General features: G+C 71.4%; 14 protein-coding genes. 6 read left to right on the forward strand and 8 right to left on the reverse strand.

Annotated elements, in window-relative coordinates; all coding sequences use genetic code 11:
* Window positions 1-14 precede the first annotated feature (14 nt).
* On the forward strand, window positions 15-353 hold the full coding sequence (locus HHX41_RS13995; protein ID WP_259400919.1) for a hypothetical protein: 339 nt from the start codon (window positions 15-17) through the stop codon (window positions 351-353).
* Window positions 354-423: 70 nt separating this feature from the next.
* Entirely contained in the window at window positions 424-1,359 is a 936-nt protein-coding gene (locus HHX41_RS14000; protein ID WP_310741982.1) for an MBL fold metallo-hydrolase, read from the forward strand.
* 8 nt (window positions 1,360-1,367) lie between these two features.
* Here the strand turns inward: HHX41_RS14000 and HHX41_RS14005 are convergent, their stop codons facing one another.
* Entirely contained in the window at window positions 1,368-4,865 is a 3,498-nt protein-coding gene (locus tag HHX41_RS14005; RefSeq protein WP_182906286.1) for a discoidin domain-containing protein, read from the reverse strand.
* 191 nt (window positions 4,866-5,056) lie between these two features.
* Window positions 5,057-5,512 carry a MarR family winged helix-turn-helix transcriptional regulator gene (locus tag HHX41_RS14010; RefSeq protein WP_182906287.1) on the reverse strand — a complete coding sequence of 152 codons (456 nt, stop codon included), beginning with the start codon at window positions 5,510-5,512 and terminating at the stop codon, window positions 5,057-5,059.
* A 106-nt stretch (window positions 5,513-5,618) separates the two neighbouring features.
* Here HHX41_RS14010 and HHX41_RS14015 point away from each other — a divergent pair, with 106 nt between their 5' ends.
* A complete protein-coding gene (locus tag HHX41_RS14015) occupies window positions 5,619-6,650 on the forward strand; it encodes an aldo/keto reductase (protein ID WP_182906288.1) in 1,032 nt (343 codons plus the stop codon).
* Window positions 6,647-7,768, forward strand: a complete 1,122-nt coding sequence (locus tag HHX41_RS14020) for a Gfo/Idh/MocA family protein (protein WP_182906289.1) — start codon at window positions 6,647-6,649, stop codon at window positions 7,766-7,768. Before HHX41_RS14015 ends, HHX41_RS14020 begins: the two co-directional genes overlap by 4 nt.
* Before the next feature lie 10 nt (window positions 7,769-7,778).
* Here HHX41_RS14020 and HHX41_RS14025 read toward each other — a convergent pair whose 3' ends face one another.
* From HHX41_RS14025 to HHX41_RS14040, 4 genes are all read right to left on the reverse strand, one after another.
* Complete coding sequence (locus HHX41_RS14025) at window positions 7,779-8,435, reverse strand: response regulator transcription factor (RefSeq protein ID WP_182906290.1); 657 nt, start codon at window positions 8,433-8,435, stop codon at window positions 7,779-7,781.
* The gene (locus HHX41_RS14030; RefSeq protein WP_182906291.1) at window positions 8,432-9,586 is read right to left on the reverse strand and encodes a sensor histidine kinase; all 1,155 of its coding nucleotides are present in this window, start codon (window positions 9,584-9,586) and stop codon (window positions 8,432-8,434) included. The genes HHX41_RS14025 and HHX41_RS14030 overlap by 4 nt, the downstream gene beginning before the upstream one ends.
* A gap of 236 nt (window positions 9,587-9,822) precedes the next feature.
* Window positions 9,823-10,443 carry a hypothetical protein gene (locus HHX41_RS14035; protein ID WP_182906292.1) on the reverse strand — a complete coding sequence of 207 codons (621 nt, stop codon included), beginning with the start codon at window positions 10,441-10,443 and terminating at the stop codon, window positions 9,823-9,825.
* 144 nt (window positions 10,444-10,587) lie between these two features.
* Window positions 10,588-15,333 (reverse strand): ThuA domain-containing protein, encoded by a 4,746-nt coding sequence (locus tag HHX41_RS14040; protein WP_182906293.1) that lies wholly within the window; start codon window positions 15,331-15,333, stop codon window positions 10,588-10,590.
* A gap of 240 nt (window positions 15,334-15,573) precedes the next feature.
* On the opposite strand from HHX41_RS14040, the gene HHX41_RS14045 reads away from it, so the two are divergent.
* Complete coding sequence (locus HHX41_RS14045; protein ID WP_220504015.1) at window positions 15,574-16,308, forward strand: YqjF family protein; 735 nt, start codon at window positions 15,574-15,576, stop codon at window positions 16,306-16,308.
* A gap of 22 nt (window positions 16,309-16,330) precedes the next feature.
* Here HHX41_RS14045 and pdhA read toward each other — a convergent pair whose 3' ends face one another.
* The gene (gene pdhA, locus HHX41_RS14050; protein WP_169983049.1) at window positions 16,331-17,416 is read right to left on the reverse strand and encodes a pyruvate dehydrogenase (acetyl-transferring) E1 component subunit alpha; all 1,086 of its coding nucleotides are present in this window, start codon (window positions 17,414-17,416) and stop codon (window positions 16,331-16,333) included.
* A 161-nt stretch (window positions 17,417-17,577) separates the two neighbouring features.
* Window positions 17,578-18,189 (reverse strand): TetR/AcrR family transcriptional regulator, encoded by a 612-nt coding sequence (locus HHX41_RS14055; protein WP_182906296.1) that lies wholly within the window; start codon window positions 18,187-18,189, stop codon window positions 17,578-17,580.
* A 105-nt stretch (window positions 18,190-18,294) separates the two neighbouring features.
* On the opposite strand from HHX41_RS14055, the gene HHX41_RS42305 reads away from it, so the two are divergent.
* A partial coding sequence (locus HHX41_RS42305) for a Clp protease N-terminal domain-containing protein (RefSeq protein ID WP_139578418.1) occupies window positions 18,295-18,419 on the forward strand: 125 nt, incomplete at its 3' end.

Below are 18,419 nucleotides of genomic sequence, written 5' to 3' on the forward strand. Positions count from 1 at the left end.
ACAACCGTGCACACGTGGGCGAGCTGCCATGCGTGGGTCACGGTGTCGTCCGCGACCCCAAGGCGAGAATCGGGCACGAGGTGGACGTGGCCGTCATCGGCGTCGCTGACGGCGGCAAACCGCCGCTACTGGCCATCGGCGAAGCCAAATGGAATGACACGATGGGGATCGCCCATATCGAACGTCTCCGGCACATCCGCGACGTGATCGCCGCGTCCGGCCATTACGACACCACCCGCACGCGTCTCGTCTGCTTCAGCGGGACCGGATTCAATGGAAAAGCACTCGCCGGGGCGACCGCCTCATCCGATGTACACCTGATCGACCTCCCGGCGTTGTACGGCAGGGCCTGACGCGGCCGGCTCACGGTGGCAGGGAGGCCGTCGGTAGGGTCCCCTGGACGGGATCCGACGAGGGGAATGCGTGAGCGTGGTGGAGCGGACCGGCGAAGCGCGGTTGCACGAGGTGGAGCGGGGGATCTTCGCGTGGGTGCAGCCGGACGGCACCTGGTGGCTGAACAACGCCGGAGCCGTGGCAGACGACGGCGGCGTCCTGATCGTGGACACCTGTGCTACCGAGGCGCGCACCCGGCGGTTCCTCGGCGCGGTCGCCGCGGCGACCGGCGACGCCCCGGTCCGGATGGCGGTGAACACCCACCAGCACGGGGACCACTGCTACGGGAACAGCCTGCTTCCGGACGACGCGGTCGTCTTCGGGCACGCGGCGATGAGAGAGGCGTTGCTGGCCGATCCGCTCATCGACGGATGTCCGCCGATCTGGACGCCGGTGCCCGACTGGGGACACGTGACGCGCCGCCCGCCGTCGGTGGTGTTCACGTCTGAGCTGACCGTCCATCTGGGGACGCGCCGCGTCGAGTTGCGGCATCCCGGTCACGCCGCCCACACCCCCGGGGACGTGGTGGCGTGGCTCCCCGGCGAACGGGTGCTGTTCGCGGGGGACCTGCTGTTCAACGGGCTCACCCCGCTGGTGCTGATGGGGTCGGTCGAGGGGGCGTTGCGGTCGCTGGACTGGCTGGCCGCCTTCGAACCCGCACACGTCGTGCCGGGACACGGGCCGCTCGCCACCGCCTCGGAGCTGCCGGAGGTGCTGGCGGCGCACGAGCGGTACTACCGCTTCGTCCTCGGCGTCGCCCGGACGGGACGGGAGAACGGGCTCACCCCGCTGGCCGCCGCGCGGGCGGCCGACCTGGGCGAGTTCGCCGGATGGGCGGACGCCGAGCGCCTGGTGCTCAACCTGCACCGCGCCTACGCCGAGGCCGAAGGCGGCGAGGTGGATCTCCTCGCCGCCTTCGGCGACGCCATGGCCTGGCACGGTGGGCCGCTGCCGACCTCAGTGTGAGGCCGGCGTCACGACCAGCCCTGCAAACCGGCTCCGTACGGATAGAGGGGGTTGCCGTAGGTGGTGGGGACGGTCTGGCCCGCGTCGACGCGGGCCCGGATCTCCGACCGCTGGGCGGCGGTGGCGCCCAGGTCGTAGGGGAGGTTCCAGTCCTCGACGGCGTCGGCGAGCACGTCGCCGCCGCCCGGTTTGAGGATCTGGTCGAGGCTGCGCGGCAACTGCCACGGCAGGCGCCCGCGCGGCGTGTAGTCGCCGAACAGGAGGCTCGCCGTGGCCGGGCCGATCTCCTCGCCGCCCCGGTACGTCACCACGATGGCGTCGGCCAGGCCGTTCCACTCGCTGATCACGATGGGCCGGGGGAGGGTGAGCACGACGACCACCGGAACGCCCTGGTTCTTGAAGTCCTGGATGACGGCCAGCTGGTCGGCGGGCAGCTGCGGTTGCTCCTTCACCCAGGCGGTGGCGTGGGTGTAGGTCGGCTCGCCGACGGCCACGATCGCGAGCTTGGGGGAGGGACCGGTGTCCTGGTGGACGTTGACGCCCGCCGTGGCCGCCCGCGCCTTCACCGCGTCCAGCAGGGTCTGCGAGCCGTACTCCTGGTGGAAGAAGCTCGTCCAGATGCAGCAGGCCGATCCGTCGGTGGCCCGTGGACCGGCGACCACGACGTTGTCGCCCGCCTTGAGCTTCAGCGGGAGCACGCCGTTGTTCTTGAGCAGCGTGACGGACTGCCGGGCGGCCTGGTTGGCGAGCGCGACGTACGACGGCTGGTGGAACCGGTAGGGCCCGTTCACCGGGTCGCCGTACGGGCGCTCGAACACGCCGAGCGTGAACTTCAGACGCAGGATCCGGGTCACGGCGTCGTTGATCCGCGCCATCGGCACATTGGCGAGGAACGTCGCCATCGTGAACCCGGTGGCTCCGGGGTCGGCCCCGCCCATCACGTCCGAGCCGGCGTTCGCGGCCTTGACCCAGACCGAGGACGGCAGCCAGTCGGTGGTGATGAGACCGGTGTAGCCGAGGTTGTTCCGCAGGTAGTCGAGGATCGGCTTGCTGTCGCCCGCGCCCGACCCGCCCGGGTCGAGGTAGGAGCTCCCGGCGTAGCCCGGCATGATGTTGACGGCGCCGGCCTCCATCGCGGCCCTGAACGGGATCATGTGGTACTTGATCGTCACCGCGTCGTAGGTGATCCCCGCCTCGCCGCCCGCGCCCTCGCCCGGCCAGTGCTTGACGGTCGCCAGCACCGAGGCGGGGTTGAGCTCGGGGCCGCCCTGCAGCCCGGCCACCAGCGCGCGGACCTGGGCGGCGGCGACGTCGGCGTTCTCGCCGTTGCCCTCCTGGATGCGGGGATAGAGGACCTTGGTGCCGACCTCGGCGAGCGGGCCGAGCACGCCGCGCGCCCCGACCTCCAGCTCCTCGCGGCGCTGCGTGTCGCCGAGCTTGTAGTCGAGCGCGTAGTCCTTGCCCGCCGCGAGCGCGCTCTGCAGCGGATAGGTGGTCTGGTATCCGGCGATGGTGTCGCCCGCCGAGACCGGCGGTATGCCGAGCCGGGTCCCGGACGCGTTCAGCAGCACGGCGTGCAGGTCGTTCGGCAACGCGGGGCCGAAGTGCCAGCCCGAGAGCGGGTAGCTCTGGGCGTTGTAGAACATCTGGTACGCCTTCTCTTCCGGCGTCATCCTGCCGAGCAAATCGTTGACCCGGGTCTCGACGGGCAGCCGCCAGTTCTCGTACGGCTCGATCGTCCCGTTCTTGTTGAGGTCGCGGGCGCCGTTGACGACCGCCACGCCGTCGGTGACCTGCTCGACGTCGGGTAGATAGAGGCTGAAGGCGCGGATGTTCGACGTCGTCCTGGCGCCCGACCCGCTCACCGCGACGACGAACCACTTGTACGTCCACCGGTCGGGGATGTCCCAGGAAGGCGTGTAGCTCGTGCCGGTCGGCTCGGCGACCTTGGTGTAGAGGTCGATCAGGTTGCCGGAGGCGGTGAAGTCGTAGTCGGCTCGGCTGACGTTCAGCCAGACCTCGTAGCGCACCGCGCCGGAGACGGCCGCCCAGGAGAACGCGGGCCGCCGGGTGTCGGTGATCATGGCCTTGTCGGCGGGGACGGACAGCGCGAACTGACCTGTGGTCGCCGGGGCCCTGGTCGGCGGGGACAGCAGGGGCGCGGTCGAGGCCGCCGTGTCCACCGTGCCGAAGACCTGGAACTCCCATAGCGAGTAGCCGTAGCCCGTCGCGCGGGCCGTGCCGACGAAGCGGACATAGCGGCCGTCGCCGGTGACGTTCAGGTTCTCGACCCCGCCCTTGCCGCTGGTCGTGGTGTGGATCGGCGTCCATGACGTGCCGTTGGCGGACACCTCGATCCGGTAGCCGGTGGCGTACGCCGACTCCCAGTTGAGCGTGACGCCGGTGATGTGCCCGGCGCCGCCGAGGTCCACCCGCAGCCACTGGTCGTCGGAGTACTGGCTCGACCAGCGGGTCGTCGTGCGCCCGTCGAGCGCCGCCGCCGGAGCGTTGCCGCCCTCCCAGGACGAGGCCGTCACCTGCTTGTACGCCGAGATCGGCGTGCCGCTCGGCGGCGGGTCGGTGGTGCCGCCGCCGCTCGTGTGGACGGCGAACTCCCACAGCGAGTAACCCCAGCCGGTGGCGCGGGCGGTGCCGTACAGGCGGACGTAGCGGCCCGAGCCGGTGACGTCGAGGGTCTGCGTGCCGCCGGTGCCGGTGGTGGTGGAGTAGAGGTCGGTCCAGGTGGAGGCGTTGTCGGAGACCTGGATTTTGAATGCGGTGGCGTAGGCCGCCTCCCAGGTCAGGACGACCTTGCAGATCGTTCTGGCCGAGCCGAGGTCGACCTGGAGCCACTGGGGGTCGGCGGCGGCGCTGGACCAGCGGGTGCCGGGGTCGCCGTCGACGGCGGCCGACGCCGGTGTGCCGGCGTTCTCGGTGGACGAGGCGGTCGCGGGCCTGCCCTGGGCGGCGTCGGCCGTGCCGCACGTGCCGCTCGACGTGGTGCCGTAGACCTGGAACTCCCATAGGGAGTAGCCGTACGCGGTGGCGCGGGCGGTGCCGTACAGGCGGACGTACCGGCCCGAGCCGGTCACGGTGAGGGTCTGCGTGCCGCCCGTTCCGCTCGTGGTGGAGTAGACGTCGGTCCAGGCCGAACCGTCGGCCGACACCTGGATCTTGAATGCGGTGGCGTAGGCGGCCTCCCAGTTCAGGGTGACCTGGCTCAGCGTCGCGGCGGACCCGAGGTCGACCTGGAGCCACTGCGGGTCGCCGAACGCGCTGGACCAGCGGGTGCCGGTGTTCCCGTCGACGGCGGCCGACGCCGGTGTGCCGGCGTTCTCGGTGGACGAGGCCGTCGCGGTCCTGCCCTGCGACAGCAGGACCGGCGCGGCGTGCGCCGGCCCGGACACGGCGGCGCCGGCCACGACGCAGGCCGCGACCAGGGTCAGCCCGCTGAGCACGGCTGTCAGAGCACGGCGGGCGGAATGGAACGTTGGGCGTCTTCTCATGGTGGCGATTCCTCTTCGGGGGGTGAACAGGGCGAGCCCTGACCCAGACAATGATCGCCTTCGATACTTAGGTCAATACTTGAATTTAGTACGCAATGAATTGATCTTGACTGGCGTCGTCCACAAGGTCGCCGGCCGGGAGTCGGCGTTCGCCTGCTTTCCTGCGGCGTCGACGGCTTCGCGTGCCGGTCCTACAGCCGGCTGAACACAGAGGCCAGCGTTTCGATCTCCTGTGCGGAGAGCTTGTCGATGAAGTGGCGGCGCACCGCGGCGTCCAGGCCGGGGTGTGCGGCGGCGATGGCGGCGCGGCCGGTGTCGGTGAGGGTGACGATGACGCCGCCGGTGCGCTCGCGGGTGAGGAGTCCGCGGGTGCTCATGCGGGTGAGCTGGTGGGAGAGGCGGGTGCGATCCCAGCCGAGTGACGCGGCGAGCTCGCTCTGACGCAGGGCGCCTCCCGCCTTCTCGAGGCTGACGAGGATCGACAGGTCCGGCTCGGACAGGCCTGCCGCCTCGGCGGTGTCCGCGATCACGCGGGCCCGGAGGACCTCGTGGGCGCGCTTGAAGGCGACCCAGAAGTCGACGGGCTCCGGCGTGGCCCCGGTCGCGGCCTCGTCCGGCGCGGCGGTCTCTCCATCGCGTGTTGACATATCAACATGCCTCTTCCTAGTGTTGAAATATCAACGCTAACAGACGGCTGTGCTCGCGGCAGCCCTGTCGGCGGCGTCCATGCTTTCCCACCCCTCAGGAGGCGCCATGCACACCCGACCTCTTGGAACCGGCGGTCCTCGGGTCGCCCCTCTCGCCCTGGGCTGCGCCGGCATGTCCGACCACACGGCCCCCGCCGACGAGGCCGACGCCATCGCCACGATCCGCACCGCCCTCGACGCCGGAGTCACCCTCCTCGACACCGCCGACTTCTACGGCATGGGCCACAACGAGGACCTCATCCGCCGCGCCCTCCGCGCCGGCGATCGCGACAAGGTGCTCCTCAGCGTCAAGTTCGGCGGTCTGCGCGGCCCCGACGGAGCCTTCGTCGGCATCGAGGGCCGGCCCGCCCACGTCAGGAACGCGCTCGCCTACTCCCTGCGCCGCCTCGGCGGCGACCACGTCGACATCTACCGCCCAGCGCGCCTCGACCCCGCCACTCCGATCGAGGACACGATCGGCGCGATCTCCGAGCTGGTCCAGGCCGGGTACGTGCGCCACATCGGGCTCTCCGAGGTGGGGCCGCAGACCATCCGCCGTGCCCACGCCGTGCACCCGATCTGCGATGTGCAGATCGAATACTCCCTGTTCAGCCGTGGCCCCGAGACCAACGGCATCCTGGACACCTGCGGCGAGCTGGGGATCGGCGTCACCGCCTACGGGGTCCTCGCGCACGGCCTGCTCACCGGCGCCTACCGGCAACCCGCCGGGGGCGACCCGCGCGCCGGCTGGCTGCCGCGCTTCCACCCCGGCAATCTCGCCACGAACCTCGCCCTCGTCGAGCGGCTGCGGCCGCTCGCCGACGCGCACGGCATCAGCGTCGCGCAACTCGCCACCGCCTGGGTCATCGCGCGGAGCCGCGAGCGCGGCACCATCGTGGCCGTCCTCGGCGCCCGCCGGCCGCACCGCGTCGAGGAGGCCCTGGCCGCGGCAGCCGTCGCCCTGACCGACACGGACCTGCGCGCGATCGACGAGGCCGTCCCGGCCGGCGCGGTGGCCGGCACCCGATACGCCGCACCCCTCATGGCCCTGCTGGACAGCGAGTCGCCATTCACCGAGAGAACAGGCCGCGAATCATGAACACAGCCATGTCACCGCTCGCCGAGCCGGCCCGGTCCGGGAAGCCGATCGGAGTAGGGATCATCGGGCTCGGGGCGGACGGAAGCTGGGCCGAGCGCTCTCACCTGCCGGCCCTGCGCGCCGTCCCGGGTTACGAGCTGAGGGCCCTGAGCACGAGTTCGAAACAGTCGGCGGAGCGCTCCGGACACAAGCACGGAGTGTCGCGCACCTTCGGGACGGCGGCCGAACTGGCCGCCTGCGACGAGGTGGACCTCGTGGTCGTGGCGGTGAAGGTGCCGCACCACCGGGAACTGGTGCGGACGGCGCTGAGCGCCGGCAAGAGCGTGCTGTGCGAGTGGCCGCTCGGCAACGGGCTCGCGGAGGCCGAGGACATGGCGCGGCAGGCGCGCGGCCGCGTGGTGCCGACCGTCGTCGGACTCCAGGCGCGGTCGCACCCGGCCCTCGCCTACGTGCGGGATCTCGTGGCCGACGGCTACGTGGGGGAGGTGCTGTCCACGACGGTCGTCGGCTCCGGCGGCGCCTGGGGCGCCACCGTCGGCCCCGGCGATCACCACGTGCTCGACGCCGCCAACGGCACGACACTGCTGACCGTTCCCTTCGCCCACACCCTCGACGGACTCGCGTCCGTCCTGGGCGAGCCCGAGGACCTGCGGATCCACCTTGCGTTGCGGCGTACGTCGGCCGTGGACACCGGGAGCGGGCGGCCCGTGCCCATGACCGCCGCCGACCAGGTGGTGGCCTGGGGACGGCTGCCGGGCGGCGCGGTGGCCACCTTCCACTACCGCGGCGGCATGTCCCGGGGCGTCAACTTCCGCTGGGAGATCAACGGCACCGAGGGCGACCTCGTCCTCACCGCTCCGATCGGCCATCTCCAGCTCAGCCCGATCACCCTCGAAGGCGGCCGCGGGACAGCGGGACTCGCTCCCCTGACGGTGCCGGACTCATACGTTCGCGTCCCGCGGCTGGACCCCCACGCCGACGCGCCGGCGTACGCGGTCGCGCACGCCTACCAGCGGTTCCTGGACGACCTGCGCGAGGGCGGCACGCCGGGCGTGCCTGATTTCGCGCACGGCGCCGCCCGGCACCGCGGCATCGAATCCGCCATCACGACGGACTGACGGCGAAACCTCAGCCGCCGGGACGTACCAGGCCGCTCTCGTAGGCCAGGATGACGAGCTGGACCCGGTCACGGACGTCCAGCTTGGCGATGGCCCTGGCGACGTGGGTCTTGGCGGTCAGGGGGCTGATGACGAGGCGCTCGGCGATCTCGCCGTTGGACAGGCCGAGCGCGACGAGCCGCACCACTTCCCGCTCACGGGTGGTGAGGGCGTCCAGCCGCTGCCCGGCGTCGGGCGCGAGGTCCTGCCGCCGGGCGAACCGTTCGATGACGCGGCGGGTGACCCCGGGAGACAGGAGCGCGTCTCCGGCGGCCACGGCGGTCACCGCGCGGCGCAGCTCGGCCGGTTCGACGTCCTTGGTCAGGAAACCGCTGGCTCCGGCGCGCAGCGCGGCGAACACGTGCTCGTCGGTGTCGAAGGTGGTGAGGATGACGACCCGGCAGTCCTGGCCCGTGACGATGCTCCGGGTGGCCGTGATGCCGTCCGTCCCCGGCATGCGGATGTCCATGAGGACGAGGTCCGGGCGGATGCTCGCGGCCAGCCGTACGGCCTCGGCGCCGTCGGCGGCCTCCCCGACGACGGCCACGTCCCGCGAGCGGGCCAGCAGGCTGCGGAAGCCGGCCCGTACGAGCGCCTGGTCGTCGGCGAGGAGCACTTTGATCGTCACTCCGCCGAGCCTGCCACAGGGATCTCGGCCCTCACGGCGAAGCCCCGGGGCGCCGGACCGGCGGTGAGCGTGCCGCCGAGGGCGCGTATCCGCTCGCGCATGCCGGTGAGGCCGTTCCCCTCGGTGACGCCGCCGCCGGAGGGGTCGCCCTTGCCGTTGTCGGCGATCTCGACCGTGATCGATCGCGGGTGGCGGCCGACCGTCACCTCGGCCATGGTCGCCCCCGAGTGCCTGAGCGTGTTGGCGAGGGCCTCCTGCACGATGCGGTGGACCGCGACGGAGGCGGTCGCGGGGATCGTGGACAGGTCCCCGTGCTCGTGGAGGGTGACGTCGAGCCCGGCGGCGCGGGCGTCGGCGACGAGCACGCCGATGGAGGACGCGTCGGGCTGGGGCTCGGTGCCGGCGGGGCCCTCCCGCAGGACGGCGATGAGCGCGTTGAGGTCCTTCATCGCCCGGTTCCTGACGTCCTGGGCCAGGCCCAGGGCGGCGGCGGCCTCGGCCGGCTCCTCCCGCAGGGTGTCGGCGGCGACGTTGAGGTGGACGCCGACGACGGCCAGAGTGTGGGCGACGATGTCGTGCACCTCGCGCGCGACGCTCAGGCGCTCCTCCGCGGCGCGGGCGCGGTATTCGGCCTCGCGCAGCAGGTCGCGCCGGCGCAGCGACGTGGCGTAGGCGAGCCCCGCGGCGACGAGGGCCGCGAGCAGCAGCCCCTCGCCGAGGGTGTGCATGAGATACCGGACGAGGTTTCTGTCGATGATCAACCGGGCGTCGACGGCGGAGTAGACGAGCTGGGCGACGCCGACGGCGACCACCCAGCGCGGGCGGGAGGCGGTGGCCGCGGTGAAGTACGCGGCCGCCACCGGCCAGATCCACCCGGCGGGCGAGGGATGCCCCAGGTGGTAGGCGAAGACGGCGGCGACCGACAGCAGCAGCACGGGCATCGGCCACCGGCGCCGGACGAGCAGGAGCGCGCCGAGGAACAGCGCGACAGGGATGACGCCGTCCCACGGCTGTCGCACCCCGGTGGCGAGGGCGACGGCCACGAAGAGGACCACGGTGAGAGCGGCGAGCGCGACGTCGGCGATCCAGCCGGTCTGGCGAACCGGGGCGGCCGGGTGGGCGGAGGCGGGCACTGTGTGCGATGCGGCCATGCGAGGCCTTTCCCGAGGGGACTGGTGACGCCGTAACGCTAGGCCGGGCCGCGTCCGCGCCGCGTCGTCCGGCCACAGGCACCTCGCGCCTTCTCCGTCCGGGGTACGGCTACTCCGCCGGGAGTATTCCGGCTTCGCGGAGACCTGACGCGGGCGAGCCTGTAAACGAAAGCGGGTGCCCCGCGACTCGCGTCACGGGGCACCCCGGGTGAATCAGATCGGTGCCTGCCGCCGGTTCAGGACTGGTTGAACAGCGAAAGGGTCAGGGTGGAGTGGTACTCGCCGGCGGCGACGTCGACGGAGGTGCGCAGGGCGAGGTCGGCGTTGACCTGCGAGGTGCCGATCTCGTCGGCGGAGTTGGCGGTCGAGACCAGCAGCTCCTGGCCCTCCAGACCCACGGCGGGGGCTCCGGTGCCGTCGGAGACGACACTGGAGACCGGCTCACCGGCTGAGACCGCGCCGGTGGAGGAGTCGCTCAGCAGGCGCGGCTTCCAGCCGAGGTATTCGGGGCCGATGGTCTTGGCCGGGTCGCCGGAGGCGACGAACTGGCTCGCCTGGCCCACGACCGCCCAGTACTCGCCGGCGGGGATCTCCTCGGGGGTGCGGGTGTCGGTCACCGTGACCGTCGGCAGGGTGCCGGTGAACTGGCGGGCGGCGGCGTCGGAGCCGCTCTCCTGCAGGGACACCCCGTTGTTGTCGGCCACGGTCATCGACAGCTGACCGGGAGTGGTGGTGGGCTCGATGTTCACCGACACGTCGATGCCGCTGCCGGGATCGTCGGCCAGCGCGGGAGTGGCCACGCCGGCGAGGGTGAGGCCGAGCACCGACGCGGCGAGCGCGGTCCTGTTGATTTTCATGTGATCATTCGCTCCATCTATGAGGGGCGGGGCCGGCCGGCTGTTCGGCCGGCCGGCCCCGGTTGAGCTACGGCGGTGTCCTCGTCGTGGGGACCGTGGTCACCGCCGGTGCGGCCGGCGGCAGCCGGCCGCGGGGTGAGCGGCTCAGCGGCAGCCGGCCGCGGAGTAGGCCGCGTCGTAGGACGAGGTGACCTGCTTGCCGCCGATCGTCGCGGTCCCCTTCACGGTCACCGTGCCCGCGTCGATCTGGGCGGCCCGGGTGTTGAAGGACTGGTAGGCCTGCTTGCCCGGGGCCACATCCGCCACGGTCTTCTTGCCGAACGGGGTGTTCAGCTCGATCGTGGCCGGCGCGTCAGCGTTGTTGACGGCCGTGACCGCCAGATACGCCGAGGTGCCGATGCAGCGGGACGTGGCGGTAACGGTCAGCTTGACATCCGGCGAGTCCTTCGGGCCGCGGATGAGCGTGAAGTCGTCCACGTCGAAGTTCGCCCCGGTGAACACCAGGTAGAGCTTCACGCTCCCGGAGGGGACGTTCGTGAGCGGCGTCGAGACGTCCGCGTACGACTCCCACCCGCCGGTGTTCGGCACGGTGACGCTGCCGAGCACGGGGCCGGTCGGTGAACCGGTCCTGATCTCGAAGCCGCCGCTGGGGTCGGGGGAGGCCACCCGGGCCGTGAACCGGGTGACGCCGGTGAGGTCCACGCCGTCGTACGCCGCCCAGTCGCCGGGGTTGACGTAGCCGAGCACGGTGCCGCCGTGCGCGGGGGCGTGGGGGTAGGTGTCGACGCCGTTCGCCTCGGTCCAGCTCTCGGCCTGGACGGTGACGTCGCCCTCCGCCGGGCCGAGCTCCTTGATACGGATGTTCCGGAACGCCACCTCGTCGCCGTCGCCGTGGTTCTGGATGCCCACGTAGCCCTGCTGGAGGGACCGCTTCGGGTCGGTGTTGAGGAAGTCGTTGATCTTCACGCCGTTCAGGAAGATCTGCAGGCGTTCGCCCTCCACGCGGATCTCGTAGGTGTTCCACTGCCCCGGCGCGTTGAGCGCGGCGTCCCGGGCCTTGAGGTCCGCCGACTGGAAGCCGTAGACCGACCCGGTCGTCTTCTCCGGGGCGTCGGTGGCGTCGATCTGGATCTCGTAGCCGTTGTCGACCGCCGACCACGGGTCGTCCGAGGCGGGGAAGCCGACGAAGACGCCCGCGTTGTCGTCGCCGCGCATCTTCCAGTCGAGCTTGAGCGAGTAGGAGTGGAACTCCTTCGCCTTGTACCAGAACAGCCCTAGGCCGCCGTGGGAGGTCAGGGTGCCGTCGGCGTTGGTGAATCCGCCGGGCCCGGCCTGCTCCCAGCCGGTGGTGCTGCCGTTGTAGAGCGTCGTGTAGCCGGTCTCGGGACGGCAGTCGGCCTTGAGGTCGCCCATGGCGTACCTGATGCCGCCGAGCAGGTGCTGCCGGAACTCCGGCTCGGAGAACGAGGACGCCGTGTGCCCGCCGCCCGTGTAGAACGACCGGCCGCCCTGATACTCCTTGCACCAGGCGATCGGGTGGTCGTCGCCCATCTTCCCGCCCGAGTACGACTTCTCGTCGAGCGTGGCCAGCACGTGCGCGGTGCTGCGGGCGTTGGTCCGGTAGTCGTACCACTCGTCGGTGCGCGTCCACGTCGGCCCGAGGTGGGCGGTCGCCGGGTGCGCCCGGTCCTCCACCTTCACGGTCGCCTGCTGGACGGCGGGGTGGGAGGCGAACCACGCTCCGACCAGGCCGCCGTAGAACGGCCAGTCATACTCGGTGTCCGCCGCCGCGTGGATGCCGGCGTAGCCGCCGCCCGCCTTGACGTACGCCTCGAAGGCCGCCTGCTGGGCGTCGTTCAGCACGTCGCCCGTGGTGCTGAGGAACACCACGGCCTTGTACTTCGCCAGGTTCTCAGCGGTGAAGACGGCGGGGTCCTCGGTCGCGGTGACCTTGAAGCCCAGGTCCTTGATCGCCTGGACGCCCGCCGGGATCGAGTCGTGCCGGAAGCCGGCCGTACGGGAGAAGACCAGGACCTCGCCCTCGGCGCCGCCCGGGGCCGCCGTCGTCCACTTCTGCGCGGCGCGGCCGTCACACGTCCTGATGACGATCTGGGCGGGGTCGGTCGCGTCGAGGCACTTGCCCGACTGGGGGTTCTTGATGGTGCCGTCCGTGCCGACGGTCCACATCTGCGCGCCGACGCCGGAGACGCAGTCCCAGATCTGCACCCGCGTGCCGTCGGCGGTGCCGCCGTTGGACACGTCGAGGCACTTGCCGAGCGAGCGGAGAGTGTTGCCGCTGACGGTCCAGACCTGCGCCCCGGTCCCGTTGCACTCGTACAGCTGCACCTTGGTGCCGTTGGCGGGGTCGGCGTTCGCGACGTCGAGGCACAGTCCGGCGGCGCCGACGATCGGTGCCGGGCTTGCGCCGGCCGGCGGCTCGGCCGTCAGCGTGAAGTCGTCCAGGTCGAACAGCGCGCCGTCGTGGCCCTGGAAGACCAGGAAGAGCTCGGTCGTCCCGGCCGGGGCGTTCGACAGCGGCGCGGACACGTCGGTGAACGTCTCCCAGCCGCCGGTGACGGGCACGCTCACCTTGCCCAGCAGGGTGCCGGTCCGCGACCCCGCGCGCACCTCGAGGGTGCCGCCCTTCCCGCCGGAGGAGACACGGGCGGTGATCCCCTTGGCCTTGCTCAGTTCGTAGGGCTTGAAGGAGATCCAGTCGCCCGCGTTGATGTCACCCACGGTCTTGCCGCCGTGCGCATTGCTCTTCCCGATCGGGTTGACGCCCTGGGAGGCGGTGTAGTGCTCGGCCTGGCGGTGCCGCGGCTGCAGGATGTGCTGGGTGTGGGTGGTCAGCCCGCCCTTGTCGGTGTATTCGGCGTCGAACACCGCGAAGATGTTCGCCGCGTCGTCGTGCTCGCCGTCGACCGGGATGGTCAGCTCGCCCGAGCAGCCGGTCTTCGAGGAGATCTGGTGGCCGTGGCTGTCGTGGCCGAGCACGTAGGTCATCTTGACCTTCGCGCAGTCGATCTCGCCGTCCTCCGGGTCGGTGACCTTGATCGAGAAGGGGACCGGATCGCCCCACTGGAACAGGCTGCCTGCCACGGGCGTCTCGATGGTCACGGTCGGCGCGGTGTTGCCCGCCGTGACGACCACGCTCGCGCTGCCGCTGTTGCCCGCGGGGTCGCGCACGGTGAGCGTCGCGGTGTACGTGCCGTCCTTGTCGTACGTCTTGACCGGGTTCGCCTCGGTGGAGGTGGTGCCGTCGCCGAAGTCCCAGGCGTAGGTGAGCGTGGCGCCCTCGGGGTCGGCGGAGCCGGCCGAGGAGAACGTGACCGTGAGAGGCGTCTTGCCCGACGTCTTGTCGGCCTTGGCCACGGCGATCGGGGAACGGTCGCGGCCCTTGACGTACTCGAAGCGGTACAGCGCCGAGTTGGCGTCGCCGTTGAAGTAGCCGGTGCCGTAGTCGAGCACGTACAACGCGCCGTCCGGGCCGAACGCCAGGTCCATCACCTGGGTGCCGGTCCAGGGGAAGTCCGCGATGTCGCCGCGTGTGCCGTCGGCCTTCACGTCGATCGCCTTGATCCACCTGCGGCCGAGCTCACCGGCGAAGAAGTGGCCGTCCAGGTCCTGCGGGAACTTGACCGCGGACTTCAGGTCGGCGTCGTAGCGGTAGACCGGCCCGCCCATCGGCGACTCGGAGCCGCCGCCGAACTCGGGCGGAGAGCCGGCGTCGCCGCCGTACCTGATCCACGCGGGCTGCGCGGGCGGCAGCGTGCGCTGCCCGGTGTTGCGCGGGGAGGCGTTGACCGGCCCGCCGGCGCAGTCGTACTTCGCTCCGGAGGGACCGGAGGGGAAGGTGAACTTGTTGTAGGTCTCGACCGAGGTGTTGGTGCCCGTGCAGTACGGCCAGCCGTAGTTGCCGGGGCGGGTGACGCGGTTGAACTCGACCTGGCCGCTCGGCCCGCGGTTGGCGTCCGTGGTGCCCGCGTCGGGACCGTAGTCGCCCACGTAGACCACGCCGGTGGCCTTGTCGACGCTGAGCCGGAACGGGTTGCGGAAGCCCATGGCGTAGATCTCGGGCCGCGTGTCCGGGGTGCCCGGCGGGAACAGGTTGCCCTCGGGGATGTCGTAGGTCCCGTCCGGCTTGACCTTGATGCGCAGGATCTTGCCGCGCAGGTCGTTGGTGTTGCCGGAGCTGCGCTGGGCGTCGTACGCCGGGTTGCGGTCGGGCCGCTCGTCGATGGGGGAGTAGCCCGACGAGTCGAAGGGGTTGCTGTCGTCGCCGGTCGACAGGTAGAGGTTGCCGTCGGCGTCGAAGTCCATGTCGCCGCCCACGTGGCAGCAGATGCCGCGGTCGGCCGGCACGTCGAGGATCTTGACTTCGCTGGACTTGTCCAGCGTCCAGTCGGGCTTGATCGTGAACCTGGACAGCCGGTTCACGCCCTTCCAGGCCGAGAAGTCGGACGCGGTGGCCGGGGCGTCGCCGTCGGGGGTGTCGAGGCGGGGGGCGTAGTAGAGGTAGACGAACCGGTTGGTCGCGAAGCCCGGGTCGGCCGCGATCCCCTGGAGGCCCTCCTCGTCGTGGGTGTAGACGTTCAGCGTGCCGACCACGGTGGTGTCGCCGCGGGCGTCGGTGCGCCGCAGGACTCCGTCACGCGCGGTGTGCAGCACCGACAGGTCGGGCAGCACGCTCATCGTCATCGGCTCGCCCATCTCGGCGACGCCCTTGGCCATCTCCACGCGCTGGTAGTCGGCGGCGTCGACGGGCGCCGTGTGTGCCTGGGCCGGCGCGGCCGGGGTGAGCACGGTCAGGCCCGGGAAGGCCAGGAGTAAGGCGCAGGTCTGCGCGATCCGTCTTCTTACGCGATCGGTCGGCCGCCTGGGGGGCATGGGCGGAGGTTCCCTTCGTCGGTGCGGTACGCCCGGCACGATCCCGGGCGCGCGACCCCGCTTCACAGATCCACCTCGGAAGCGGTGATCGCACCGAACGTAAGCTTCTTTTGCTGTGTTGTGAAGTTAGTTCGGTGAAAACTGGATAACTTTCGCCGGGCAAAGCGAAAGTTCCTGTGCCGGCCGACGCCCTGGCGCAGACCGCGTGCCGTGATGGGTCTCCTGGGTAGCAACCCGGGCATGGTCTCCCCAACGGCAGGACGGGTCGAGCGTCCGGTGATGTACCACCACTGGTCCGACATCACCTTCATCCACTGGAGATATCCGCCCGGCATCGTGCAGGCGTTCCTGCCGGACGGGCTCACCGTCGACACCTACGAGGGGTCCGCGTACGTCGGGCTCACGCCGTTCCTGATGCGCGGCGTGCGGGCGCCCGGGCTGCCCCCGCTGCCGGGGCTGTCGCGCTTCCCCGAGACCAACGTGCGCACCTACGCGCGGGACGCCCGGGGGCGGGGCGGCCTGTGGTTCCTGTCGCTGGACGCCGGGAACCTGCCCGCCGTGCTGGGCGCCCGGGCCGCGTACGGGCTGCCGTACTACTGGTCGGACATGTCCGTGACCGGTGCGGGGGAGCGGCGCCGCTACCGCTGCGGGCGCCGGTGGCCGGGCCCCTCCGGGGCGCGGTGCGACGTCGACGTCGACCTCGGGGCCGCGCTGGGCGAGGCCGAGCGGGACGGGCTCGCGGACTTCCTCGTGGAGCGCTACCGGCTCTTCACGGTCGTCGCGGGCCGTCTGGTGACGGCGGAGGTGGAACACCCGCGCTGGCCTCTGCACCGTGCCCATGTGTCCGGACTGGAGCAGGGGCTGCTCGAGGCGGCCGGCCTGCCCGCGCCCGATCACGATCCGCTCGTGCACGCGTCTCCCGGTGTGCCCGTACGGGTCGGCATGTGGCGCCCGGCCGCCCGCCGCGCCGGCTGAGGTCCTTCCGCCGGGCGCGGGGTCAGGCGCCGGGCTCCTCGAAGCGGTCGAGGTAGGCGGCGTACCAGGCCCGCTCCTCCTCCACCAGCGCGTGCCGGTCGGCGTAGACGTGGTCGAACATGAGGTCCACCGGCGGGTCGGGCATGGCGATGACCCCGTCGCGCAGTTCGAGGGCGATGCGGTCGCCCTCCTCCTCGACCTCGGTGAAGAACGCGTCGTCGGCCATGCCCTCCCGCAGCAGGTACGCCCGCAGGCGCGCGATCGGGTCCTTCTTCCGCCACGCGTCCACCTCCTCGGCGGGCCGGTAGCGCCCCGGATCGTCGGAGGTGGTGTGCGGGCCCATCCGGTAGGTGTGCGCCTCGATGAGGAACGGCCCGCCCCCGGAGCGCACGTGCCGCAGCGCGGCCCTCGTCACGGCGAGGCAGGCCAGCACGTCGTTGCCGTCCACCCGTACGCCGGGGAAGCCGAAGCCCCGTGCCCGCTCGTAGATCGGCGCCCGGCTCTGCCGCCCGGCGGGGTGGGAGATGGCCCACTGGTTGTTCTGGCAGAAGAACACCACCGGCGCGTCGAACACGGCGGCGAAGTTGAACGCCTCGCTGACGTCCCCCTCGCTCGCCGCGCCGTCGCCGAAGTAGGCCACGACGGCCGAGTCGTCGCCGTCCCTGCGGACCCCCATGGCGTACCCCACGGCGTGCAGCGTCTGCGCGCCGAGGACGATCGTGTAGAGGTGGAAGCGCGTCTCCCGGGGGTCCCAGCCGCCGTTCGTCGTGCCGCGCAGCATGCCCATGAGTGTGAGGGGAGCGATGCCCCGGCACCAGGCGACGCCGTGCTCCCGGTAGGAGGGGAAGACATGGTCGTCCGGCGCGAGCGCCCGGCCCGAACCGATCTGGGCCGCCTCCTGCCCCAGACAGGGGATCCACATCCCCAGTTCGCCGAGACGCTGGAGGGCGAAGGCCTCCCGGTCGATCCGGCGGACCAGCGCCATGTCGCGATACAGCCCCCGATACTGGCTCTTCGACAGATCCAGGTCGTACTCGGGGTGCGCGACACGCTCGCCTTCGGGCGTGAGCAGCTGGACCAGATCTTCGGCCTCGTCCTGGCGCCGCACGTCGTCTCCTCTCTGACAACGGTGACCGGTGCCGGCGCCTCCATCACCGCGAGGTCGTCGGCGCCGTGCGAAGCCAATCATTCCGGCTGTACGGCCCGCGGGATCACACGGCGTGCCCGCCACGCCGATGAGCTGCGCTTTCTCGTTGCCAGCGGAAAGGGTCAGCCGGTCGCGGTGGCGGGGCGCAGTCCCGCGAAGACGATCGCGAGCGTACGGGCCCGCAGATCCGGCTCCCACCGGGTGTGCAGGGACGCCTGGCACAGGCCTATCAGCAGGGCCATGACCTCCGGCGCCCGGACGTCGGGACGTACGGCCCCGGCCTGCTGGGCCCTGCCGACGAGCACCTCGACGGCCTCACGCAGGGCGAGGACCGGCTTGGCGACGGTCACCGGGATGCCCGCCTGCGCGAGCAGGTCGACGACGGTCTTCTGCTCCGCGGCCTGCTCGACCGTGCGGGTGAAGAAGGTGAAGAACGCGGTGGCGGGGTCGCCCTCCGCCGCGAGCGCGCGGGTCTCCTCGGTCAGCCTGACGGCGATCGCGTGCGTGATCGCCTTCAGCAGGGACTCCTTGGTGGGGAAGTGCCGGAAGACGGTCCCGATCCCGACCCCGGCCTTCTGGGCGATCTCCTCGGTGGAGGCGGAGGGGCCCTTGGCCGCGAAGACGGCCTCGGCCGCCTCCAGGATGCGCGTCCGGTTACGTTGGGCGTCGGCGCGCAGCGCTCTCACCGGCCCGGCGGAGGCGTCCGGCTCGGGAACGCGCTGGTCGTTCGGCATCCCTCGGCTCTCCCACGCCTCGATTGACATCCGGATTCGCCGCTTCATAGCCTATAACCGAAGTGGAGACTCCGATTGTAGGTCACGCCGCAGCGAGGGGTGCAGATGTTCGAGAGGTTCACCGACCGTGCGCGGCGGGTTGTCGTCCTGGCTCAGGAAGAGGCCAGGATGCTCAACCACAACTACATCGGTACTGAGCACATTCTTCTTGGTCTGATCCATGAGGGTGA

The organism is Microbispora sp. H13382 (assembly GCF_014161445.1).
Classification (GTDB): domain Bacteria; phylum Actinomycetota; class Actinomycetes; order Streptosporangiales; family Streptosporangiaceae; genus Microbispora.

What these genes read in the sequence shown, in the direction of transcription:
- HHX41_RS14045 (WP_220504015.1), top strand. Translation starts at nt 15,574, where the DNA reads ATGGTCTCCCCAACGGCAGGACGGGTCGAGCGTCCGGTGATGTACCAC.
- HHX41_RS14005 (WP_182906286.1), bottom strand. Translation starts at nt 4,865, where the DNA reads ATGAGAAGACGCCCAACGTTCCATTCCGCCCGCCGTGCTCTGACAGCC.
- HHX41_RS14030 (WP_182906291.1), bottom strand. Translation starts at nt 9,586, where the DNA reads ATGGCCGCATCGCACACAGTGCCCGCCTCCGCCCACCCGGCCGCCCCG.
- HHX41_RS14040 (WP_182906293.1), bottom strand. Translation starts at nt 15,333, where the DNA reads ATGCCCCCCAGGCGGCCGACCGATCGCGTAAGAAGACGGATCGCGCAG.
- HHX41_RS14015 (WP_182906288.1), top strand. Translation starts at nt 5,619, where the DNA reads ATGCACACCCGACCTCTTGGAACCGGCGGTCCTCGGGTCGCCCCTCTC.
- HHX41_RS14010 (WP_182906287.1), bottom strand. Translation starts at nt 5,512, where the DNA reads ATGTCAACACGCGATGGAGAGACCGCCGCGCCGGACGAGGCCGCGACC.
- HHX41_RS14035 (WP_182906292.1), bottom strand. Translation starts at nt 10,443, where the DNA reads ATGAAAATCAACAGGACCGCGCTCGCCGCGTCGGTGCTCGGCCTCACC.
- HHX41_RS14055 (WP_182906296.1), bottom strand. Translation starts at nt 18,189, where the DNA reads ATGCCGAACGACCAGCGCGTTCCCGAGCCGGACGCCTCCGCCGGGCCG.
- HHX41_RS14020 (WP_182906289.1), top strand. Translation starts at nt 6,647, where the DNA reads ATGAACACAGCCATGTCACCGCTCGCCGAGCCGGCCCGGTCCGGGAAG.